This window comes from Flavobacterium muglaense, from assembly GCF_014305155.1.
Lineage (GTDB): Bacteria > Bacteroidota > Bacteroidia > Flavobacteriales > Flavobacteriaceae > Flavobacterium > Flavobacterium muglaense.
Genome location: NZ_JACRUK010000032.1, coordinates 22,928 through 44,964, shown reverse-complemented (window position 1 = coordinate 44,964; position 22,037 = coordinate 22,928). Strand labels below are relative to the sequence as shown.

Sequence of the window (22,037 nt, the reverse complement as noted above, 5' to 3'; positions counted from 1 at the left end):
CTAATTATTAAGATGATGAAGCATAAACACATTGGATTACAAATAATTAAAATAAGTACATAACTTTACACCTCTAACAATTTAAAATTGTAGCTCATTTTCCGTTTAACGGCAATACCAAGCCCGAATTCATACAGACTTCTTTATTTTAAAAGGTCTTTAAACAAACGACGCGCAATCAAAATTTTCATGATTTCATTAGTCCCTGCATAAATGCGAGTCACCCGATTATCAGCATACATGCGAGCTATGGGGTAATCCCACATATAACCGTAACCACCAAACAATTGCAAGCAGTCATCCACCACTTTACCACACATATCCGTAGCCGAATATTTAATCATGGAAGCACTCTCGCTAGATAATTCGTGCTTGTCCATCAACTCGATACAACGGTCTAGAAAAGCTTGATGTATTTGCATTTGCGTGACAGATTCGGCTATTTTAAATTGGGTGTTTTGAAATCCCGCTATAGCCAATCCAAAAGCCGTGCGCTCCGTAGTATATTTTATCGTATCTTCAATAGCACCTTCGGCAGTGGCAACCGCCATAATCCCAACGGTTAGTCGCTCGCGAGCCAGTTCTTTCATCATAATTTTGAAACCCATTTTTTCATCTCCTAAACGGTTTTCTTTGGGCACTTTGACATTATCAAAAAACAATTCGGCTGTATCCTGTGATTTCATTCCGATTTTTTTGAGGGGTTTTCCTTTGTTGAATCCTTCCATATCCGATTCCAAAATCAATAAAGTAACTCCTTCATCAGCTGTATTTACATTTGTTTTCACAGCAACTATAGCCATATCACACATATACCCATTGGTGATAAAGGTTTTTTGGCCGTTTACTAGATAATGATCCCCTTTATCCTCAGCAGTAGTTAGCAACGCTTTCAAATCACTACCGCAATTGGGTTCTGTCATTCCTATTGCAGTAATCAGCTCGCCTTTTGCCATGAGCGGCAAGTACTTTAATTTTTGCGCCTCGGTGCCATAATTAAGTAAATAAGGCGCTACAATATCCGAATGCAAGGAAAAACCTGGACCAGTAATTCCTTTTTTGGCAAACTCTTCAATAAGTAAGGAATTAAAGGTAAAATCTAATCCGCCACCGCCATACTGCTCCGGCATATCAAGGCAAAGTAAGCCCAACTCCCCCGCTCTTTTCCAAATGTCACGAGATACCATTCCTTGTTTTTCCCATTCATCCAACTGCCCCATTATTTCATTCGAAATAAATTCTTGAATCATGGACTGCATCATTTTATGCTCTTCGGTAGCGTAAATTTTTCTTTCGATAAGGATATTTTGTAGCATAAAAATGATTTTTAATTAATTGAAAAAGGAACAGTAATACAGTTCGAATAGTAATTTATATTCTTTTCTAAAGTTAAGCCTTTTATTTTATTTTGTTTCAAAAGACGTTCTAAATTACGAGTGACCGTCAAACAAAAAGCCGAAACGGTGTGTTTCGGCTGATAATTCAATTTTATTAAGTCTAATCTATTTTGCTGAAAAACTATAGAAAATGTTTGAAATGTTTTTCGTTTTTATAAACCAAAGCTAACAATGTAGGCAGTACAATCAATAATAAAGGCATCGCAATCAAGAATCCGCCTATCACTGCAATAGCTAATGGTTGATGCAATTCAGATCCCGTTCCTATACCTATAGCCAAAGGCAACAAGGCTATAATCGCACCCAAAGCTGTCATTAATTTTGGACGAAATCGAGTCGAAATCGAGTAAACAATTGACTCCTTCAGGTTTCTGGTTAACTTGAAGGTTTCTCTAAATTGTAGGAAAGTAAAAATAGCATTTTCGGCAATGATCCCTACTATCATTATTATTCCTGTATAACTTCCCACGTTCAATGGTGTAGCTGTAATAAAAAGTAAAAGATAACTTCCTGCAATTCCTAAAACCGAAATTAATAATATCACAAACGCTACTCTAAAATCTCTAAAAAGGAATAAGATCACCCCAAAAACCAATAAAGAGGAAGCAATTAAAATCATTAACAACTCTTTGAACGACTGTTGCTGCTCTTTATAAGCTCCTGCGTATTCAATATAATAACCGCTTGGCAAATGAATTTGAGCAGTGACTTTGGTTTGTATTTCTTTCATCACACTTCCTAGGTCTCGGTTGTCTAGTCGACCTGTTACCACAGTCATCATTTGTAGATTTTCTCGCTCGATCTCGGCGACTCCTTTTTCGATCGAAATAGTCACTAAACTAGTAATTGGAACAGATTGTCCGTTGGGTAAAAAGACTTTAAGTTGCTTAATATCCTCCAAACTTCTTTTCTTACTATTGGCATAAATCAATCGAATTGGGATTTGTTTTTCATTTTCCAATACATTACCTACTATATTACCTTCTAGCGCTGTTTGCATTTGAAATTGCAAGTCAGCAGGCGCAATACCATATTGCGCCAGTTGAATGTAATTAGGTTGAATATTAATTACCGGTCCAGCCAAAACAATTCCATCAAAAACATCAGCCGTTCCTTCCACTTTTTCAACAATAGCCGCAACCTGTTTGGCTGTTTTTTGCAATTGTGCTTGATCATTACCATATACTTTGACTTCAATTGGTGAAACTGAACTCATCAAATCGCCCAACATATCCCCTATTACTTGACCAAAATCGATCCGCAATACAGGCTGAGTTGCTTCCACTTTGGCGCGAATTTCATCAATTACATCATTACTGGTTTTACTCCTGTCTTTTTTTAACTGAATTAAATAATCGCCTCGATTGGGTTCCGTAATAAAAAAACCCATCTGAGTACCAGTTCTACGACTATACGCCTCTACTTCGGGAATTTTAATTATGATTTTCTCTACTTCATTCAACATTCTATCTGTTTCTTCAAGTGAAGTTCCTGGCGGACTTTCATAATCAAGAATGATGCTTCCTTCATCCATTTCTGGTAAGAAACCCGTTTCTAAATTGGGCAAAATAATAAATATAGACAGCATTAATACAATACAAAAACCAATGCTTATGAACGGTCTTCCAATGAAATACGAAACCCAATTTTGCTTTTTTACCTCATGAATTTCAGGAAGTATTTCAGTTTCTGTAATTACACGATCTTTTTTCGAAAGCAATAAATAGACGACTGGTAGCAGCAGCCAAGTAACAAAAAACGAACAAACCAAGGTGATAATCATCGTATCTGTTAGTACTTTAAAATACGAGCCCGCTACCCCACTCATTAAAACAAATGGAAAGAAAATCACAATTGTACTAATCGAAGAACCCAGCATGGCTGGAAATAAATATTGAATTGCTTTTTGCAAAAGCGTAACCGTAGGTTCATCTGGATGCTCTTCGTGGGCTCTATGGATTTGTTCTACAACCACAATAGCATCATCAATAATAAGACCTAGTGCCGCTGCAATAGCACCCAAAGTCATAATGTTAAAAGTCTGACCTGTAAGATATAAAACAATTAATGTAAGCCCTAAAGTCACTGGAATAATAATCAATATCGTTGCACTTGCTTTGGCTGATTTCAAAAACAAAACTGCCACAATTATAGCCAAAAACAAACCAATCAACAAACTATCAGTAACACTTTTTACAGCATCATTTACAAAGGTAGCTTGTTCATAAAATGGTTTAATACTAATGCTTTTTGGAAGTATTTGCTTTAAATCTTGCAATTTAGCATTCATCGCGTCCGAAAGCGAAATTAAATTTGAATTGGGCTGCTTAATCACAGCGACCAAAATACTTTCTTTCCCGTTGGCATTCACTTTTATAAACTCCTTGGCTTCTCTTATTTCAACAGCAGCGATGTCTTTTAAAGTAACAATTCCTTTGCCATTATTACGCACCACTAAGTTTTCTAACTCTTCTTTTTTGTCAACTTGGGCATCCGTAATCGTTAAATACAAATACCGATAATCCGCTAAATACCCATTTGATTTGATGAAATTCGTCTGACTTAATACTTGTGAAACGGCATCTGGAGTAATACCTAAAGCGGTCATTTTACTGAAGTCCAACGACAACCAATACTCTTTTTCTTTACCTCCAATTATTCGTATTTCCGAAACGCCATCTATTTGTGAAAGGAACGGTTTTATCGTAAAATCGGCTATTTTCTTTAACTCAATAGCCGACACTCCTTTGCCTTCGATCGCATACCCAATAACAGGCAAAATAGATGGGTTCATTTTCTCTACCGTGATTTGAGTATCCGGCGGAAGATTATTTTTGATTTGGTTAATTTGTTCTTCGATACGTGTTTTACTCAAATCAATATCTGCTTTCCAATCCATAAAAGCCGATATCTCACAACTACCTCGACTGGTTATGCTACGAACCGTTTTTAAATCTTGCACTTTTTTTATGGCATTTTCTAAAGGTTTCGTAACCGTAATCATCATTTTATCTACCGGTTGTTGTCCTGCATCGGCAATGATTTTTATTTTCGGGAAAGTAATTTCGGGAAACAAACCCGTTTGCATTTTCGAATAGGCAAAAAAACCGCCCAAAATAATAAGGAAGATGATGGCGCTTAGCCCATTTTTATGTTTTACGAAGAAGTTGTTCATTTCATTTTTTATTTTTACCGCTAAGGCGCAAAGTCGCTAAGTTTTTTAATACTAAAGGCTGATGACTAAAAACTAACCACTATTTCCTCATCACTTTTACTTTAATCGTGTCAGCAACACCATAATTTCCAGTTAATAAAATCTTATCATTGGCAGTTAAAACTGGAGAAATAACTTCTATTCTGTCTTCTGTTTGAATTCCTTTTTTAATGGGGACTTTAATCGCTGTAGTGGCATTTATCATTTTCATTATCCAAAAATCAGTTTCGGTTTCATTGCTTAAAACGGCGGCTTTGGGCAACGAAATAGCATTCGAACTAGACGACTTATTGATGCGTACTTTTACGATTAAGTTCTCAGGAATGTCTTGTTTTCCGTTTATTTTCAATACTACGTTTTGTGTTTGTGAAGCTGCATCTACTGTAGGTGAAAATTTTTGCACAGTCGCTATTTTAGCACTTCCATCAGGCAAAGTGACATGAAGTTGCTGCCCAACAGCAACATACTTTTTTAATTCATAAGGCAAACTCAATACAAGTGCAAAACTATTAGCATCATTAATTACAACCAATGGATCACCATCTTGTACATAATCGCCTTGTTGTACATTTACCATTGTAACGATCCCACTCGTGTTGGAACGCACCCGTATTGCGCCGCCAAAATTCAAACTCGGATCAATTTTGTTTATCGTATTTCCTAATACTTTTGATTCTCTTGTTTTTATCGAAAACAAGGTCGATCCATTGTTTACAAAATCATTGATCGCCACATTAACGGAACTCAGATACCCCGTAGCATTTGCCTTAATACTGTTTTTTACTAAGTAGGTGGCCGTTGCATTGAGTTCCATAAAATTTTCAATTCCTGCAGTATCAATTGTTGTAACGGTAACTGGAATACTGGCATCAATTGGTTTTTCGGATACAGCATTCTCTTTACATGCTATAAAAAGCAACGGAAATAGTAGTATAAAAAGGAATGATTTATTCATAATATTAGTCATTTGAGCTCCAATAATTGATTTCATTAATCAGTTGAAATGTATTTATTTTATTTTGAGAAATTGTATTATTAATACTAATCACATTTCCTATAGCGATCATAAAATCAGTAATTTGGGCATCACCCGAAAGCAATAATTTTTTGTTAGCTTCAATTAGTGCGTCACTAATTTGCAACTGAGATTGCAATTGATTTTGTATTTCTTCAGTTTGTTTTAAACGTTGATTTAGCAATAATAACTGTTGCTCAAATTGTTTATTAAAATTATTTTTATACGCTAAATTAGTAGCTAAAGCCGTTTCATTTTTTTGATGTAATAACGTTTTCTGATTTCCATCATATATAGGAATTGACAATCCTAAACCGATACTAAAACCAAAGTTTTTATACCCTTGATTCACAAAACTCGACATATAACCCGCATCACCCAAAAATGAAAGTGATGGTTTATAACTGTTGTCAATCAACTTATTTTGATTACTGATTTTTAAACTATCCGTTTCAAATTGCTTTTCAAAAAGAGTGTTTTGTTCTTTTTGAATACTTTTTAAACTAATCGCTGGTTTTACTAAATTTACAAAACTTACATCGGTTTCTCCTGACAAATAATTAAGCAAACCCAAATCATTTTGATATTGTTGCTTCAACTGCAACACTTGCAATTCTTGTTGCTTTAAGGTAGCCAGAAAAATCAAATAATCCGTTTGTTTATAAATGGAATTTTGAGTCAATTTCTTCAAGATAACTGCTTCGTTTTTAAGAAGCTCAACCATTTTTTGATTATAAACGACTTGCTCAGCACTTCCATAGGCAGTGACGTATTGCGCGATTATAACTTTATTCAAATCTTTTATTGCTATTTTTTTATTTAGCGCTAGTCCTTCTTTGATAATTTTAAAAGTCTCTGCCTGTGTATCGATTCTGTTTTTGCCTATTATTTTTTGGTTGAATCCAACTAATCCCGATACGGACTGACCGTTACTCAAAGCAGTATCATAACCAAATCCATTATGATTAGGTGCTACATACGCATTTAAATTTGCTGCAATTTGGGGTTTAAAACTAGCTATAACCAACAAACTATCAATTGAATTTAATTGCATTTGATTAGACAAATCTTTTAATAAAGGGGAATTGGTTTGTGCTTTTTCGATATAAAACGCCAAGTCCTTTTCTTGTGAAAAAGACTTGACAGTTATTAGAAAAAACAAACTTAAAAATAGTATTCTCATTGGATATATTTATAAAAAAATAGCGGCTTTATTTAGCATCGACTACTAAAACTACAAACGTGTTAGGAATGATACTTGATCTTGGATGCGGATTTTCGGTTGTAGGTGCTGGTTTATCACCAAAACTAGCCGTAGCTAAATACAACCGATTGGTGGTTTTATCCAAAGCAATCGTTCTCGCTCCTTTTTGCGTTTTCACCGTTTCTAAAACCGAAAAACGCCCCTTTTTCGATTCTTTTACAACCGTAATTGTACCGTCACCATTGGAACAAAAAGCAAGTTTGGTTTTTGGATTAAAAGCCACACCATCGCAACCTTCGCCAATAGGGATTGTTTTAATCACTTTCCCATTTAAGGCATTTACAACAACCATTATATTATTGCCACAGACAGAAAATAATCGATTCGTTTCTAAATCTATTGCTAAGCCTGATGGCTCCTCTCCAGGTGCAATGCTCCAGGTGTTTGTAACTTCTAGTGTAGAAGTGTTGATCGTCTTTATTTGGTTTTTATCTTCAATATTCACATAAACCAACCCTTTAGTATTCGTTACTGAAAATTCAGGTTTCCCACCTAGCGGAATGCTCTTTACTACTTTATTTGTAATTGCATCGAGAACCGTTGCATCATTGGATTTTCCATTATATGTAAAGACTTTTTTAGAAAAAGCATCATATAATATAGCATCTGGATTTTCAGCAGGCAGAACCACTTTTTCGATTAATTCATAAGTCGTCAAATTAATAATAGAAACCGAATTGTCTTTTCCATTTGAAATAAATGCTTTATTTAAATCATTTGCAATAGCGATACCATGAACTCCCTTGGTGTCAGGAATGGATGTAAGGAGTTTGTTCGAATGCAAATCAATCACATTCACTTCACTACCATGAGAAACAAATAAATGCTGATTCACCTCGTCAACAACTGCATAATCCCATCCTTGATTGCCCGGGATATTAATTTTTTCTAAAACTTTATAGGTTTGACCAATACATGTGGTAATGGAAAAAATAGTAAGGAGAGATACCCGTATTTTATTCATAATAATCTTTTTAGATAATGATTTTTTTAGATAATGATTTTTTTATTGAAAACTATTCTTTTTTACCATCGAAAAGGATTGGTTTATTTTTCTTCTTATTAATCCATTTATTCAATTTATAAGAAAGATAAGCTGATCCAGCTCCTACAATCGCACCCGCAGCAACATCAGTAGGGTAATGAACTCCTAAATCCATCCGAGAATAACCAACAGCGCTTGCCCAGAGAAAAGAAGGCGCTATAACATACCATTTAGGAAATGCTAAACTCAAAGATGTAGCTGTTGCAAACGACTCTGAGGTGTGTCCAGATGGGAATGAACCACTTCCGCCCGAAGACATTTTTTCAATATCTGTATAAGTTACTGAAGGCCTGTCTCTTTTTATGGAATATTTTAAAGCAGTCGTTATAAAAGCGTTGACCAAAAATGTTTCTCCTATAAAAATTCCTTTCTTTTTTAAATCGGCATCTTTATTTATCGTTCCAATTGAATAAATAATCAACGGAGCTGCAATACTTATTGGTGAAGCGGAATTAGTAATCGCTTTGAAAGTGGGATCTAACGATCTGTTACGCTCCACATTTATTTCTCGTAAAGTTTGAATGTCAAAATTTTGTGCGTAAGTGCTTATTGAAAACGAAATAAGCAACATATAAACGATCACTTTAATCATTGAAAAAATGAATTAAATAGTTAAAAAAAGTTTCCTTTGGCATTACACTCCCGTAACTATTTTTATAAATTTTCCTTTGGCATCAAATAAAATATCGCACGCTTTTCCTTCTTTTTTAATCTCGACTTCGTACGTTATTACCTTTTTATCATCTGTGATTTTAGCTGTTTCAGTGATTTTATTTGTTGGATAATTTTTCTTTAAATATGGTAAAACATCCGCAGGCAATTCGTTTTTTTTAATGGCTATTTCAAGTGCTTTACAATTTCCCTTTGCATCATATAAAGCCGAAGCATCAGTACCATTAATTTGAAATTCAGCTTCATAATTTGCCGCTTCTTTTTCCCAACTTGCTTTTTGAGATGGAAACTCTTTGGCAAATGCTGCTTTTACAAGTACGGGTATTGTTTCTTTTTTAGGTTTCCCTTCTGCTTGTGCAAATATGCTTGCGCTAACAATTATTGCCCCTATTAAAAAGATGTTCTGTACCGTTAACTTGAAGTTTTTCTCTGGCGTGCTTTGATCGATTGTGTTCATTGTTTTTTTGTTTAAAAATGGAAGCCATAATGCTTTATTAAACAAATGTCTGTAACAATTCTATTGCAATTCTATGCCTTTGTAATTCACAAAAAAATCTTTTGGGATTGCAACACCCTCAAAACAAAACAATGCCTATCGTTTACAAACTGATAATGTAAAGACAACCCGCTCACTTCGGCTATTTCATAGGCAATCGCTAAGCCTAAACCTAGCGAAGCATCAGTTGCTATGCTTTTATGAAATCGCTCAAAAACCAAAGATGTGTCAAGAGCTTGACTTATTCCAGTATTTTCGACTATTATTTCGTTGCTATTAGTGGTAATAGTAATACTTCCGCCAATAGTATTATGTCTAATAGCATTTTGAACCAAATTATTGATTAGCACTAAACACAGATCAGAATTCATATTAATCAATAAATCAATCGTTGTATTGTGCAACAAATTTATCTTTTTATTGGCAATAGAATCTTCAAAAAGCAACAAGGAAGCATCCACAACCTTTGCAACAGCTACCATCTCTGTCGATTTAAACTGCCTGTTTTCGATCTTTGTGAGCAATAATAGTGATTTATTGAGTCGACTCATTTTTGCGCAAGCGTCATCAATAGCAACAATTAAATCGACTTCATTTTCTTGTAAATTCTCCGATTGAATGAGTAAATCTACTTTAGACTTAATTACAGCTAATGGCGTTTGAATTTCGTGTGCTGCATTCTCGGTAAATTTCTTTTGACTATTGTAATCTGTAATCATTTTACCCATCATCTTTTGCAACGAATTATTAAGCACTGCAAACTCTCTTGTAGTTGATTTTTCAAATATTGGAACCCTGTTATCGCTTGCACGAAAACCTTCTAGGTTATTCACTGCCGTATAAAAAGGCTGCCACATTTTTTTTGAAATCCAAAAATTGAGTACTAACGAAATCAAAAAGAAAGTCGCTAAAATCCCTACTAACAAATATAAAATCCCCTCAATTAATTCGTCATATTCAATGGTACTCCGCCAAATTTTAATTTGGAAATTAGCCTTTTCTCCCTGTACAAAAGCCGAAATCATTCGATTGGGAGCCATCTCATTTTCGCTCTTATCTAAAATTAAAGTATCCGAAAAAATGATTTTACTACCGTTTCTGAAATTATTTTTAAGTGTTTTAGTAATGGTAGCTTCTTTCGTTTTTATTAAAAAATCGATAGAAACCGAGTCATTTTCAGCTAAATAATGCTCAATCAAATGCACTCGATTTAGCAACAATTCATCATTGCTATGTTTCACCTCATCAGTAATTACTTGGTAGCAAACAAAACCAAATAAAAGTAACAAAGGGATACTCATCAACACATAGTAAAGACTGGTTTTAGAGAGTAGTTTCATCGTTGAATTTTAAAATTATACCCGATCCCGTATATAGTATGCAAGTAATCTTCACATTTTTTCTCAACTAATTTTTTACGAAGATTTTTAACATGGTTGTATATAAAATCAAAATTATCAAGCCGATCAGCGTCATCACCCCACAAATGTTCAGCCAAAGCACTTTTACTCACTACACGATTTTTATTTGCAATAAAATACAGCAGTAAATCATATTCTTTTGAGGTCAATAATACCAATTCATCGTGAATAAAAACCGTACGCTCTAAGGGGGAAATTCTAATTTCATTCAATATAATCTCTAGATTTCCATCAAAACTTTTCCTTCTAATTAATGCTTTTATTCTCGAATTCAGTTCTGATAAATGAAAAGGCTTAGGCAAATAATCATCGGCGCCAAGATCGAGTCCTTTGATTTTATCATCCAAAGCATTTTTGGCCGATATAATAATGATACCCGCCTTTGATTTTTGGTTCTTTACTTCGTTAATCAAATCTAAACCAGAACCCCCTGGCAAAGTAATGTCTACCAAAATACAATCATAATCATACAAAGCAATTTTTTGTTGGGCCTTAGTATAATTCGATGCCAGCTCTACTACATTTCCTTCCATTTCAAAGTATTGCTTAATACTTTTTTGCAATTCAGGTTCGTCTTCGATCAATAAAATTTTCATACTTCGTGTTCTATTATACTTTGATTGCTAATTTGGGTACAATAATAGGATCCAAATCTATTTCAAAACTATTAGTAACGCCAATTTACAATTAAAATCACCAACTTATTAAAAACCAAATACCATAAAATAAGATGAGCCCGATATAAAATCGAGCTCATCCACTTGAAAACTAATTGTAATAGTAACACCACTAACCAAGTATGCTATTTACAAAGATTTTCAATTAATAACAATATACTATTTCCATCCACCACCTAGCGCTTTGTATATTTGTACAAAAGCATTTAGTTGGTCTTTCTTGGTTTCAACCAATTCTAGTTTAGCATCAAGCGCATCACGTTGCGTCATTAAAACCTCAAAATAATCGGCTCTAGCTGATTTAAACAAATCATTTGCCACACTAATAGACGTATTTAATGCCTTTACTTGATCTGTCTTTAAAGCATAACTTTTTTCTAAGTTATTGATATTTGCCAATTGATTAGAAACCTCTAAATAGGCATTCAAAATCGTACGGTCATAATTGTATAATGCTTGTAACTGGCGCGCATTTGCATTAGCAAACTCTGCTTTAATCGCGTTTTTATTAATTAAAGGTGCCGCAACATCTCCTATTAAATTATACAATAACGACTCCGGAAACTTTACTAAATAAGATGTTTTGAACGCTTGTAAACCAAAGGCAGCCGAAATATCAAGAGAAGGATAAAACTCCGCTCGGGCCACTTTAACATCTAGTTTAGCTGCTGTTAATTCCAACTCTGCTTGTTTAATATCAGGTCTATTTGCTAACAATTGTGATGGAATACCTGATTGAATCGACGCAGGCAATAAGTTCAAGAACGCATTACTATCTCTCACAATTTTCTCAGGGTAACGACCTAACAAGAAGTTAATCGTATTCTCTGTTTCAACAATTTTTTGATTGATTTGAAACTCCATACTTTTAGAAGCCAAAACTTCGGCTTGAAACTTTTGTACAGCCAACTCAGTTGCTCTAGCAGCTTCTTTTTGAATTTTTACAATTTCAAGTGCGTTTTGTTGCAATTGGATATTTTGCTTCACGATCGCCAATTGACTATCAAGAGCAAGCAATTCATAGTACGAATCAGCTACTTCTGAAATCAGATTGGTAATTACAAAATTCTTTCCTTCAACCGTAGCTAGATATCTAGTGACTGCCGCTTTTTTCGAATTGCGTAATTTTTTCCAAATATCCACTTCCCAATTTGCGTAAGCGCCCACATTGAAATCAGTCAACGCTTCTGGGAATTCTTTGCCTGGAGCAATTTCGGTCGAAGCATCACCCGCACCTTGGCTCGTGTATCGCCCTACTTTTTCAACACCCGTTCCAGCTCTTAAACCAACTGAAGGCAATAAAGCTCCTTTTCGTACTCGAATGTCGTTCTTAGCCATTTCGATTTCTTGCATTGTAATCAACAATTCTTGATTATTTTGCAAAGCCACCGTAATCAAGCTTTTTAAATTAGGATCTTTAAAATAATCATCCCAACTTAAATTTGAACTATTTGCACTGTCTTTTGAAGTACCAAAACTAGCTGGAACTGCTTTACTATCAGGCATTTTTAAGGCCATGGGCGCCTTGCAGCTTACCACTGCAAGACCCATACCTAGTACGATACTAAATTTATATAATTTCATCAGATTCATTTTCAATTAAATATTCGGTAAATGGATTTTCGTCTTCGTTTTTATGAAACTTATGTTTCTCAGAAATGGTTGCAAATATGAAATACAAACCCGGAATGATCACAACCCCGCAAATTGTACCTACAAGCATACCACCTGCCGCAGCAGATCCCAATGTTCTATTACCTATTTTCCCAGGATCAGAGGCCAATGCTAATGGAACCAATCCAGCAATAAAGGCAAACGAGGTCATTAAAATAGGTCTAAAACGAACCATAGCACCTTCCATAGCAGCGTCAATCACCGATGCTCCTTGACTGTGCTTATGAGCGGCAAACTCTACAATCAATACGGCATTCTTACCTAGAAGACCAATAAGCATAATGAAAGAAACTTGGGCATAAATATTATTATCCAAACCAAATAGTTTTAAGAATAAAAAGGCTCCAAAAATCCCTGCTGGAAGTGAGAAAATAACAATCAATGGCAAAATAAAACTCTCGTATTGCGCTGCAAGTACTAAATACACAAAGCCCAAACAAATCAAGAAAATATAAATAGCTTCATTCCCTCGAGCCACCTCATCTGCAGATATACCTGCCCAATCTATACCAAAACCTCTAGGAAGTGTTTTCGCAGCTACTTCATTCACCACCTGAATCGCAGTACCACTACTAAAACCTATCGCTGGTGCACCACTTATCTCGGCAGCATTGTACATATTATGTCTAGTAATTTCTGATAAACCATAGACTTTTTTCATTTTCATGAAAGCAGAGAACGGAACCATCTCATCGCGATTGTTTTTTACATACAATTTCAAAATATCTTCTGGAAGTGCTCTATACTCCGGCGAAGCTTGTACAATTACTTTGTATTGACGGTCGTATTTAATAAAGTTGGTTTCATAATTACTTCCCACAAGTGTAGACAACGTATTCATAGCGTTCTCGATACTCACCCCTTTTTGCTGTGCAATATCATTATCGATATCAAGCATGTATTGTGGGAAACTCGCGCTATAAAATGTAAATACTGAGGTTAATTCTGGGCGTTTTTTCAATTCAGCCACAAAATCTCTACTTACCTTTTCCATTTTCTTGTAATCGCCGGAACCTGCTTTGTCAAGTAAACGCAATTCAAATCCACCGGCAGCTCCATATCCTGGTACCGCTGGAGGTTGGAAATATTCAATAGTAGCACCCGAAATATCTTTGGTCTCTTCCTCTAATTGCTTGATAATTTCCACTACATTTTCATGACGATCTTCCCAACTTTTCAAGTTGATCAAACAAGTTCCGGTGTTGGCACCTGTTCCCTCGGTCAAAATCTCATAACCTGCCAAAGCAGAAACCGATTTCACACCGTCTACTTTTTCGGCTATTTTTTGCAATTTCTCAGCTATTTCATTGGTTCTTTCTAATGAAGAACCTGGAGGCGTTTGAATAATAGCATAGAACATTCCTTGATCCTCACTTGGAATAAATCCAGAAGGTAGACTGTTGTTAATAAAAAATATACCCACACAAAACGCTAGCAATACTCCAATTGAAACCGATCTTCGGTTAATAAAAAGGTTTAATACTTTTTTATAACCATTTGATAAATGATCAAACTTATTATTGAATCCATCCAAAAATCTATTGATCAAATTTTTAGGGCGTTCTTTACCATGATTATTTTTCAACATTAAGGCACACAGCGCAGGTGTTAAAGTCAAGGCTACAATTCCCGAAAGGATAATTGCAGTTGCCATAGTGATGGAGAACTGACGGTAGAAAATACCTACTGGTCCAGACATAAATGCAACCGGAATAAATACGGCTGCCATCAAGAAAGTAATTGCGATAATCGCACCACCTATTTCAGACATTGCTTTTTTAGTCGCTTTTCTAGGCGAAAGATGCTCTTCCTCCATTTTCGCATGGACGGCTTCAATTACAACAATGGCATCATCTACCACTACCCCAATGGCAAGTACCAATGCAAACAATGTAATTAAGTTGATGGTAATTCCAAAAAGCTGCATGAATGCAAAAGTACCAACTAAAGATACTGGAACTGCGATTGCAGGAATTACCGTTGAGCGCCAATCTCCAAGAAACAAGAATACCACTAAACCTACTAGAATAAAGGCTTCAACCAATGTATGAATTACTTTTTCGATAGAAGCATCTAAGAATTTTGAAACATCATAGCTAATCTCATAATCCATTCCTTTTGGAAACGATTTCTTTAATTCTTCCAGTTTTGCTTTTACATCTTTAATAACTTGACTGGCATTACTACCGTATGATTGTTTGATGGTAATAGCAGCAGATGGTTTTCCATCAATACTAGAATAAATATCATACATTGAACTACCAAATTCTACATCTGCAACATCTTTTAAACGCAACAAAGCTCCGTCAGCGCGAGAGCGCACAACAATATTCTCGTATCCTTCTTTAGTAGTGTACCTCCCTTTGTATTTTAATACATACTCAAAAGCTTGAGAACGCTTACCAGAGCTTTCACCTGTTTTACCTGGCGATGCTTCTAAACTTTGATTACTTAACGACTCCATTACCTCATCGGCAGATATCTTGTACGCTAACATTCTATCTGGTTTCAACCAAATACGCATGGCGTAATCTCGATTTCCAAGAATATCCGCAACCCCTACACCGTTCACACGTTTTAAATCAGATAGAATATTGATATCTGCATAATTGTAAAGGAACTTTTGGTTGGTATTGGGATCTTTACTGAATAAATTGACATACAAAAGCATGTTTGGTTCTTCACGGGTAATTTTTAATCCCTCACGTACTACTAACGGCGGTAATTTATTAATTACAGAAGCCACACGGTTTTGAATATTAATCGCAGCTTGATTAGGATCAGTTCCAAGGTTAAAAACAACTTGAACAGAGGCTTCCCCATCATTTCCTGCATCCGAAGTGATGTACTTCATTCCAGGAACTCCGTTGATTGCTCTCTCCAGCGGAATAACTACTGCTTTAACCATCAACTCACCGTTAGCCCCAGGGTAATCAGCAGTAATGTTTACTTTTGGAGGCGAGATAGCAGGGAATTGTGTAACTGGAAGTCCGGTCATAGCCAATACTCCCAAGAAAACAATAACCAACGATATTACTATCGATAATACCGGTCTTTGTATAAATTTATCAAACATTTTTTTATTTTTTATATCGTTAAAAACACTATTCTGCTCTCAATCTCAAGCTTGATAATACTTTGGTTGGACTTAGATAATCATACTTAATTTTATCATTATCATTGGCTTTTTGAATTCCGTCAAGCACAATTTTATCGTTGACAGTAATTCCTTTATCCACGACATACAAATCAGGCATCTCTCCCTTAATTGTTATTTCTTTTGATTTGATTACATTGTTTTTATCAACCACAAACACATACTTTTTATCTTGAATTTCATAAGTCGCTTTTTGCGGAATAACAATGGCGTTGCGTAAAGGAACAATCATTTTTACTTGACCTGTTTCTCCGTTTCTTAACAATTTATCCGGATTTGGGAAAACTGCTCTAAAGGCAATATTTCCTGTTTCATTATCAAATTCTCCTTCTACAAGTTCGATATCTCCTTTGTATTTTAATACATCGTTGTTAGCCAAAACAAGATCAACTTTTTTATCCGCACGATTTTTAATATCGGTTTCATAATTCAAATATTCCGGCTCTGAAACGTTGAAATAAGCAAACATTTTACTGTTATCAGAAAGGCTAGTTAACAATTCGCCTTCATCAATTAAACTCCCTAATTTTTTAGGTATACGGTCGATAGTCCCCGCAAATGGGGCTCTAATCTCTGTAAAAGACAAATGTAGTTTTGCTAAAGCTACTTCGGCCTGCGCCTGCTGTAGTTTGGTTAAAGCCAATGATTGTTCGTTTTTCGAAACAATATTTTTATCAGCCAAAGTTTTGGCGTTTTGCAATTCAATTTGTGCTCCTTTTACTTCTGCTTCAGCTTTTAACAATTCGGCTTCATACATTTTAGGCATAATTCGAAACAATAATTGCCCCGCTTTTACATATTGACCTTCATCAACATAAATATTTTGTAAAAACCCTTTTTCTTGTGCGCGAATTTCAATGTTTCGAACCGACTTTATTTGGGAAACATAAAGTTTAGTAAAAGAGGTATCTATTTGAACTGGATTAGTCACAGTAAAATTGATAGCTTCTTCTTTTTCTTCCGTTTTTTTGTTACAACTAACAAGGAATAACGCGGCCATTAAGCCCGAGATCATGACAATTTTTTTCATGGTGTAAAAATGGTGATTTAGGAAATGAAGTTTTGGAATGCATAGATTCCGTTGGTAAGTGAAAAGGTGTAGTTGCCTGAAAAGACATAGGTCTTCCAAGGAGAATTAGCTGTATTATTCAATAATAAAAAGTACAGCTTAGTCTCAACAACTAATGTGTACTGTTTATCATATCCTCAATACGCTTTGCGCGATGTAGATGGGTGTAGATTGGCCGTTTAAAGGCTTAGTAAAGTAAAATCGATTGTAAGGAAAAGTGGCAATAAGAGACTTATCATTTGATAAATACCACTTTACTAGTTCAGAAGATTTGAACTTAGTAATACTAGAATCGCTTGAATTGTTGTAATCATCTCCGCTTGAATATTCTTCATTCAAGTCAAAATCTGTAAAGGCAATTATCGTTGACGCATGCCCTCTTTTAGAATGTAAAAACTCATGGTGTGTTTTCACAGGAATATTGAAACGTATGGTTTGAGCACTAGAATTCTTCTGCACAATACTAGCGTGCATTTTAGTCCCTCCTGAAAAAAGTAAGGTGAAGAAAAAAGTGATATGTAATAGTGCTCTCATTTGAGCGCAAATGTAAAAAAAATTATGAAGGTTAAAATAGCTGTTGTGTTAAAAAAAAGCCAATCTATTTACCTTCTTTAATTTCTAGTCCGAATACTGCAAAACTTTAAAGATTCCAGTGAAAAAATCGACAAAAATTCAATAGCAAAACGTAATAAAACTGCACTAATTAAGCTGGTTATAGCTCTTACTTCTAAATTACTAACAAGTTTTTTATGGATTACTCTTTTGCAAATGGCTAGCGTTAATCATCCTTTAAAATAATTTTATTCTACTAAAAGCAGACCGTACTGCCGTATTGAAGTGATCTAAAACGGTATAAACACTACCCTCCTCTTACAATATTGAAAATTGACAACTAAAAACATTTGGACTCCCTATACTACAATTCAAAATCGATCTGCTCTAAAAAAAAAAAAACAAAAACATATTAAAATAAAAACACCCTATTAAAAACAGGGGTGTAAACTGAATAATTATTACAAAAAAGACCAAATAGCAATAAAATTAAAATAAAATTAAAATTTTAAACAAAAAACAAGGGGTTAGTTTCATTATTTCAATTGCGAATACTGTAATTTTTTTAAAATTATAATGCCAATTATTTATTATTTATAAGTCCTATTTTGTTATTAATAATTCTGCTTCTTTCAAGTCAAAAAAACTTTTGTCGATTCTTTATCTTAAATAAAAGTCAATACATTCGCAACAGACCAAAACGTTGTTTTATCAAAAAATAAACAGTTAAACGAGTTTTTTAATACATAATAATTCATAAAAACAACAATAAGGTAAACATAATTCAATAAATACTTAAAATATTAAAAATCAGTTTTTAGCAAAAACAAATCTAAATCAATTATAAAACCAGTTCATTATGAAAAAAATCGAAGCCATTATTCGAAAATCAAAATTTGATGAAGTTAAAGAAGCTTTACATAAAATAGAAGTCAACTTTTTCACCTATTGGGATGTAACCGGAGTAGGAAATGAAAAAGTAGGACATGTTTATAGAGGAATCACATACAGCACCTCAGACATCCAAAGGAGGCATTTGTCGATTGTGGTATCTGATCCTTTTTTGGAAAAAACAATAGAAGCTATTTTAAACTCGGCTGCCACTGGACTAGTAGGTGATGGGAAAATTTTTGTATCGGATGTACAAGAAACCTACCGAATAAGAACAAAAGAAAAAGGAACAGACGCGGTGAACTAACCGCCATCAAAACTAACTAATAAAATTACAAAATATGGATACGAATACTGCAATGGACTTAATGTGGGTGTTAATCGCTGGATGTTTAGTGTTTTTCATGCAAGCCGGTTTTACACTGGTAGAAACTGGTTTTACAAGATCAAAAAACACGGGAAATATTATCATGAAAAATTTGATGGACTTCTGTATCGGGAGTCTTGCCTTTTGGGCCGTTGGATATTCTTTAATGTATGGAGAATCTATTGGCGGACTCATTGGAGATATGGGCCAGTATGCATTTTTTGATAGCCTTCCTGATATGCATAGCTTATTCTTTCAAACAGTATTTGCCGCTACTGCCGCAACTATTGTATCGGGAGCAATAGCAGAAAGAACTAAATTTACCACCTATTTAATATTCTCTTTACTAATGACTTTGGTTATCTATCCCATCTCAGGAAGTTGGGTTTGGAATGCAGGTGGATGGTTAGCCAAAATGGGGTTCACGGATTTTGCTGGTTCAACAGTAGTACACGCTGTTGGAGGATTTGCATCGTTAGTCGCTGCAGCCTTGGTAGGCCCTAGAATAGGGAAATACACTGATGGAAGATCTAATGCAATTCCTGGACATAACTTGATGTTAGGCGCTTTGGGAGTATTTATTTTATGGTTGGGATGGTTTGGTTTCAATCCTGGTTCGCAACTTGCCATCTCTGGAGACAATGCCTTCAAAGTAGCAGCAATCTTTATTACTACAAACCTTGCTGGAGCAGCTGGAGCATTAGCCGCAATGTTCTTGACCTGGATATTTTATAAAAAACCAGACATTTCAATGACCTTAAACGGAGTTTTAGCCGGATTAGTTGGTGTAACCGCCGGTTGTGCTGCCGTAAGTCCTGCAGGAGCTTTAATGATTGGACTAATCTGCGGAATTGTAGTCGTATTTTCAATCGAATTTATTGACAAAAAATTAAAAATTGATGATCCTGTTGGTGCCGTATCGGTTCACGGAGTTTGTGGTGCATTAGGAACTATCTTAGTTGGTCTTTTTGCTACAGATGGTGGTTTATTTTACGGTGGTGGTTTTGACAAACTAATCGTTCAACTTACTGGTGTTGGCGCAATCGTTGCTTGGGCATTAGCTACTTCATTTATTGTACTGTTTATATTGAAAAAAACAATGGGATTAAGAGTTACTAAAGAAGAAGAAATTGACGGCTTAGACATTCACGAACACGGAACAAATGTGTACAACGATTAATACTCAAACTGTACTTATAAAATAACCCCTAAATCAATACTCTTTATTAAAACACACCCTCATGTGTTTCAGTAGAACTTACAACTTGCCAACTATAAATTAATTGGATCAATATTGTTTAAATTCGAAAAAACTACAACAAGAGCTATACTTGTTGTAGTTTTTTATTTAAGATAATATTATACTTAAACTACATAAAGTCTTAAAATTTTATGTTTTATTTAAAATTTTATAATTTATAATGTAATAAATACACCAATTTACAGAAGTTAATAAAAAACTAAAACATAAAACTTGTATTGCTAAATGAAATAGATTTACCAAAAAAACTTCATTAATAGCATACCTTATGTCCAAAGAAAAACTAAGAACAGACAAAACATGTTTAAATTGTAGCTTTGTAGTAGACCAACGCTACTGCCCCAATTGCGGACAAGAAAACACCACAAGCACGAAGTCTTTTCACCATTTATTCATTCATTTCTTTGAAGATTTAACCCATTATGATAATGCTTTTTGGAAAACTATATTCAATCTCTTTTTTAAACCTGCAGCACTAACAAAAGCATATCATTCTGGAAAAAGATTATCTTTTCTTGCTCCCGTGCGCCTTTATTTATTTATTTATTAGCTTCATTACTTTTCTATCTATTTCATTATTCCCTAATGAAACTGGAAACAAAAGCGGTTACAAACCCAAGAAAAACCAAATTATGGTTCCCACCATAGATTCCTTACATATTGAAGAAAAAGGAGTTGATGGGCTAACAAAGTTTGGCATTATTTCACAAGAGAACAATGATGTATTCAAAAAATTATTTTTTCAATCTAAGAAAGTAGATACCAATTTCAAAGTCAAAAAAGCAGTCAATATCTTCGAATTCAAAACCATCAATCAACTGGATTCAATTCAAGAAAACAGTTCTCAAAGAAATAAAGTAACCAAATCAGAATATTGGTTCTTTAAAAAATGGCTGAAAGTAAAAAACGAAAATACAAATGAACAAATTATAGACAAATTCACCGAATCTTTCACCCACAACCTTTCAAAAGTACTATTTTTATACATGCCTGTTTTTGCATTCATCCTATGGCTGTTTCACGATAAAAAGAAATGGTACTATTTTGACAATGGGATTTTTACGCTGCATTATTTTTCGTTCCTACTATTAGTCATTCTAAGTTTATTTTTCATTGACAAAATATTTCCTTTAATAGGTATGGATCCAGCATTAATATGGATGCATATTTTACTTAAAATAGCCGGGACTATCTGGATGTTGTATTATTTTTTCCCAGCACATCGACGCTTTTATGGTGAAAAATTCATGATTTCATCTGTAAAAAGCGCTTCAATACTAATACTAAACCTAGTGATTATTGCCCTACTAATGGCTGTTTATGCTTTGTACACCTATATGAATATCCATTAGATAAAAACAAAAACAACTCCCCTATTAACTTAAAACGGTTGTTTCACAATTAGATAGAAATCAAAAACCTACACCATATTAATTGATGTTGTAGGTTTTTATAGTAAACAAAACAGCACCTTTTCTCTGCTAATTGATTTTTATATCGTAATATTGCAATATAAATATATAACAATGGGAATCACAAAGACCGAACATTTCACTGAACAACAAAATGACTTGGCTATTTTGGCCAAGGCCATTGGTCATCCGGCGCGTATTGCCATTATCCAGCACCTTATAAAAGTCAATAGTTGTATATGTGGCGATCTTGTAAACGAGCTTCCGCTTGCACAGCCTACCGTTTCTCAGCATTTGAAAGAGCTAAAAAACGCTGGACTTATTAAAGGAAACTTCGAAGGAAACGCCATTTGTTACTGCCTTAACGAAGAAGGTTTTGAAAAAATTAAAGTTTTTTTCGAAAGTATCAATACCTACTTAGAAAACAAAAAAGATCACTGTTGCTAATTTTTA

General features: G+C 34.5%; 18 protein-coding genes. 5 read left to right on the top strand and 13 right to left on the bottom strand.

All coding sequences use genetic code 11. The features are described from left to right. Positions 1-143: 143 nt before the first annotated feature. From H8R24_RS12460 to H8R24_RS12400, 13 genes are all read right to left on the bottom strand, one after another. Positions 144-1,316: an acyl-CoA dehydrogenase family protein gene (locus H8R24_RS12460; RefSeq protein ID WP_187021259.1), complete on the bottom strand. Its 1,173-nt coding sequence runs from the start codon at positions 1,314-1,316 to the stop codon at positions 144-146. A 202-nt stretch (positions 1,317-1,518) separates the two neighbouring features. Beyond that, complete coding sequence (locus H8R24_RS12455; RefSeq protein WP_187021257.1) at positions 1,519-4,572, bottom strand: efflux RND transporter permease subunit; 3,054 nt, start codon at positions 4,570-4,572, stop codon at positions 1,519-1,521. A 79-nt stretch (positions 4,573-4,651) separates the two neighbouring features. Further along, entirely contained in the window at positions 4,652-5,602 is a 951-nt protein-coding gene (locus tag H8R24_RS12450; protein ID WP_187021256.1) for an efflux RND transporter periplasmic adaptor subunit, read from the bottom strand. Next, entirely contained in the window at positions 5,571-6,809 is a 1,239-nt protein-coding gene (locus H8R24_RS12445) for a TolC family protein (protein ID WP_187021254.1), read from the bottom strand. Before H8R24_RS12445 ends, H8R24_RS12450 begins: the two co-directional genes overlap by 32 nt. 28 nt (positions 6,810-6,837) lie before the next feature. After that, on the bottom strand, positions 6,838-7,854 hold the full coding sequence (locus H8R24_RS12440) for a YncE family protein (protein WP_187021252.1): 1,017 nt from the start codon (positions 7,852-7,854) through the stop codon (positions 6,838-6,840). A gap of 52 nt (positions 7,855-7,906) precedes the next feature. Beyond that, positions 7,907-8,527, bottom strand: coding sequence for a phosphatase PAP2 family protein (locus H8R24_RS12435; protein ID WP_317172594.1), 621 nt, complete (start codon positions 8,525-8,527; stop codon positions 7,907-7,909). Positions 8,528-8,569: 42 nt separating this feature from the next. Continuing rightward, positions 8,570-9,064: a PepSY-like domain-containing protein gene (locus H8R24_RS12430; protein ID WP_187021250.1), complete on the bottom strand. Its 495-nt coding sequence runs from the start codon at positions 9,062-9,064 to the stop codon at positions 8,570-8,572. An 86-nt stretch (positions 9,065-9,150) separates the two neighbouring features. Beyond that, positions 9,151-10,443: a sensor histidine kinase gene (locus tag H8R24_RS12425; protein ID WP_187021248.1), complete on the bottom strand. Its 1,293-nt coding sequence runs from the start codon at positions 10,441-10,443 to the stop codon at positions 9,151-9,153. Then, the gene (locus H8R24_RS12420) at positions 10,440-11,120 is read right to left on the bottom strand and encodes a response regulator transcription factor (protein ID WP_187021246.1); all 681 of its coding nucleotides are present in this window, start codon (positions 11,118-11,120) and stop codon (positions 10,440-10,442) included. The genes H8R24_RS12425 and H8R24_RS12420 overlap by 4 nt, the downstream gene beginning before the upstream one ends. Positions 11,121-11,360: 240 nt before the next feature. Further along, on the bottom strand, positions 11,361-12,785 hold the full coding sequence (locus H8R24_RS12415; protein WP_394354175.1) for a TolC family protein: 1,425 nt from the start codon (positions 12,783-12,785) through the stop codon (positions 11,361-11,363). Then, on the bottom strand, positions 12,772-15,951 hold the full coding sequence (locus H8R24_RS12410; RefSeq protein ID WP_187021242.1) for an efflux RND transporter permease subunit: 3,180 nt from the start codon (positions 15,949-15,951) through the stop codon (positions 12,772-12,774). Before H8R24_RS12410 ends, H8R24_RS12415 begins: the two co-directional genes overlap by 14 nt. Before the next feature lie 28 nt (positions 15,952-15,979). After that, positions 15,980-17,062 carry an efflux RND transporter periplasmic adaptor subunit gene (locus H8R24_RS12405; protein ID WP_187021240.1) on the bottom strand — a complete coding sequence of 361 codons (1,083 nt, stop codon included), beginning with the start codon at positions 17,060-17,062 and terminating at the stop codon, positions 15,980-15,982. Between the two features lie 168 nt (positions 17,063-17,230). Beyond that, entirely contained in the window at positions 17,231-17,635 is a 405-nt protein-coding gene (locus H8R24_RS12400) for a hypothetical protein (protein ID WP_187021238.1), read from the bottom strand. A gap of 877 nt (positions 17,636-18,512) precedes the next feature. Here H8R24_RS12400 and H8R24_RS12395 point away from each other — a divergent pair. The 5 genes from H8R24_RS12395 to H8R24_RS12380 all read left to right on the top strand — a co-directional run bounded on the left by H8R24_RS12395 (position 18,513) and on the right by H8R24_RS12380 (position 22,031). Continuing rightward, positions 18,513-18,851, top strand: coding sequence for a P-II family nitrogen regulator (locus tag H8R24_RS12395; RefSeq protein ID WP_187038206.1), 339 nt, complete (start codon positions 18,513-18,515; stop codon positions 18,849-18,851). Positions 18,852-18,885: 34 nt separating this feature from the next. Continuing rightward, positions 18,886-20,091, top strand: a complete 1,206-nt coding sequence (locus H8R24_RS12390) for an ammonium transporter (RefSeq protein WP_187020771.1) — start codon at positions 18,886-18,888, stop codon at positions 20,089-20,091. Positions 20,092-20,440: 349 nt separating this feature from the next. Then, a complete protein-coding gene (locus H8R24_RS18195) occupies positions 20,441-20,722 on the top strand; it encodes a DUF3667 domain-containing protein (protein WP_225876840.1) in 282 nt (93 codons plus the stop codon). 82 nt (positions 20,723-20,804) lie between these two features. Beyond that, positions 20,805-21,524 (top strand): hypothetical protein, encoded by a 720-nt coding sequence (locus H8R24_RS12385; protein WP_225876841.1) that lies wholly within the window; start codon positions 20,805-20,807, stop codon positions 21,522-21,524. A gap of 174 nt (positions 21,525-21,698) precedes the next feature. Then, positions 21,699-22,031, top strand: a complete 333-nt coding sequence (locus H8R24_RS12380) for an ArsR/SmtB family transcription factor (RefSeq protein WP_187020773.1) — start codon at positions 21,699-21,701, stop codon at positions 22,029-22,031. Positions 22,032-22,037: the final 6 nt, after the last annotated feature.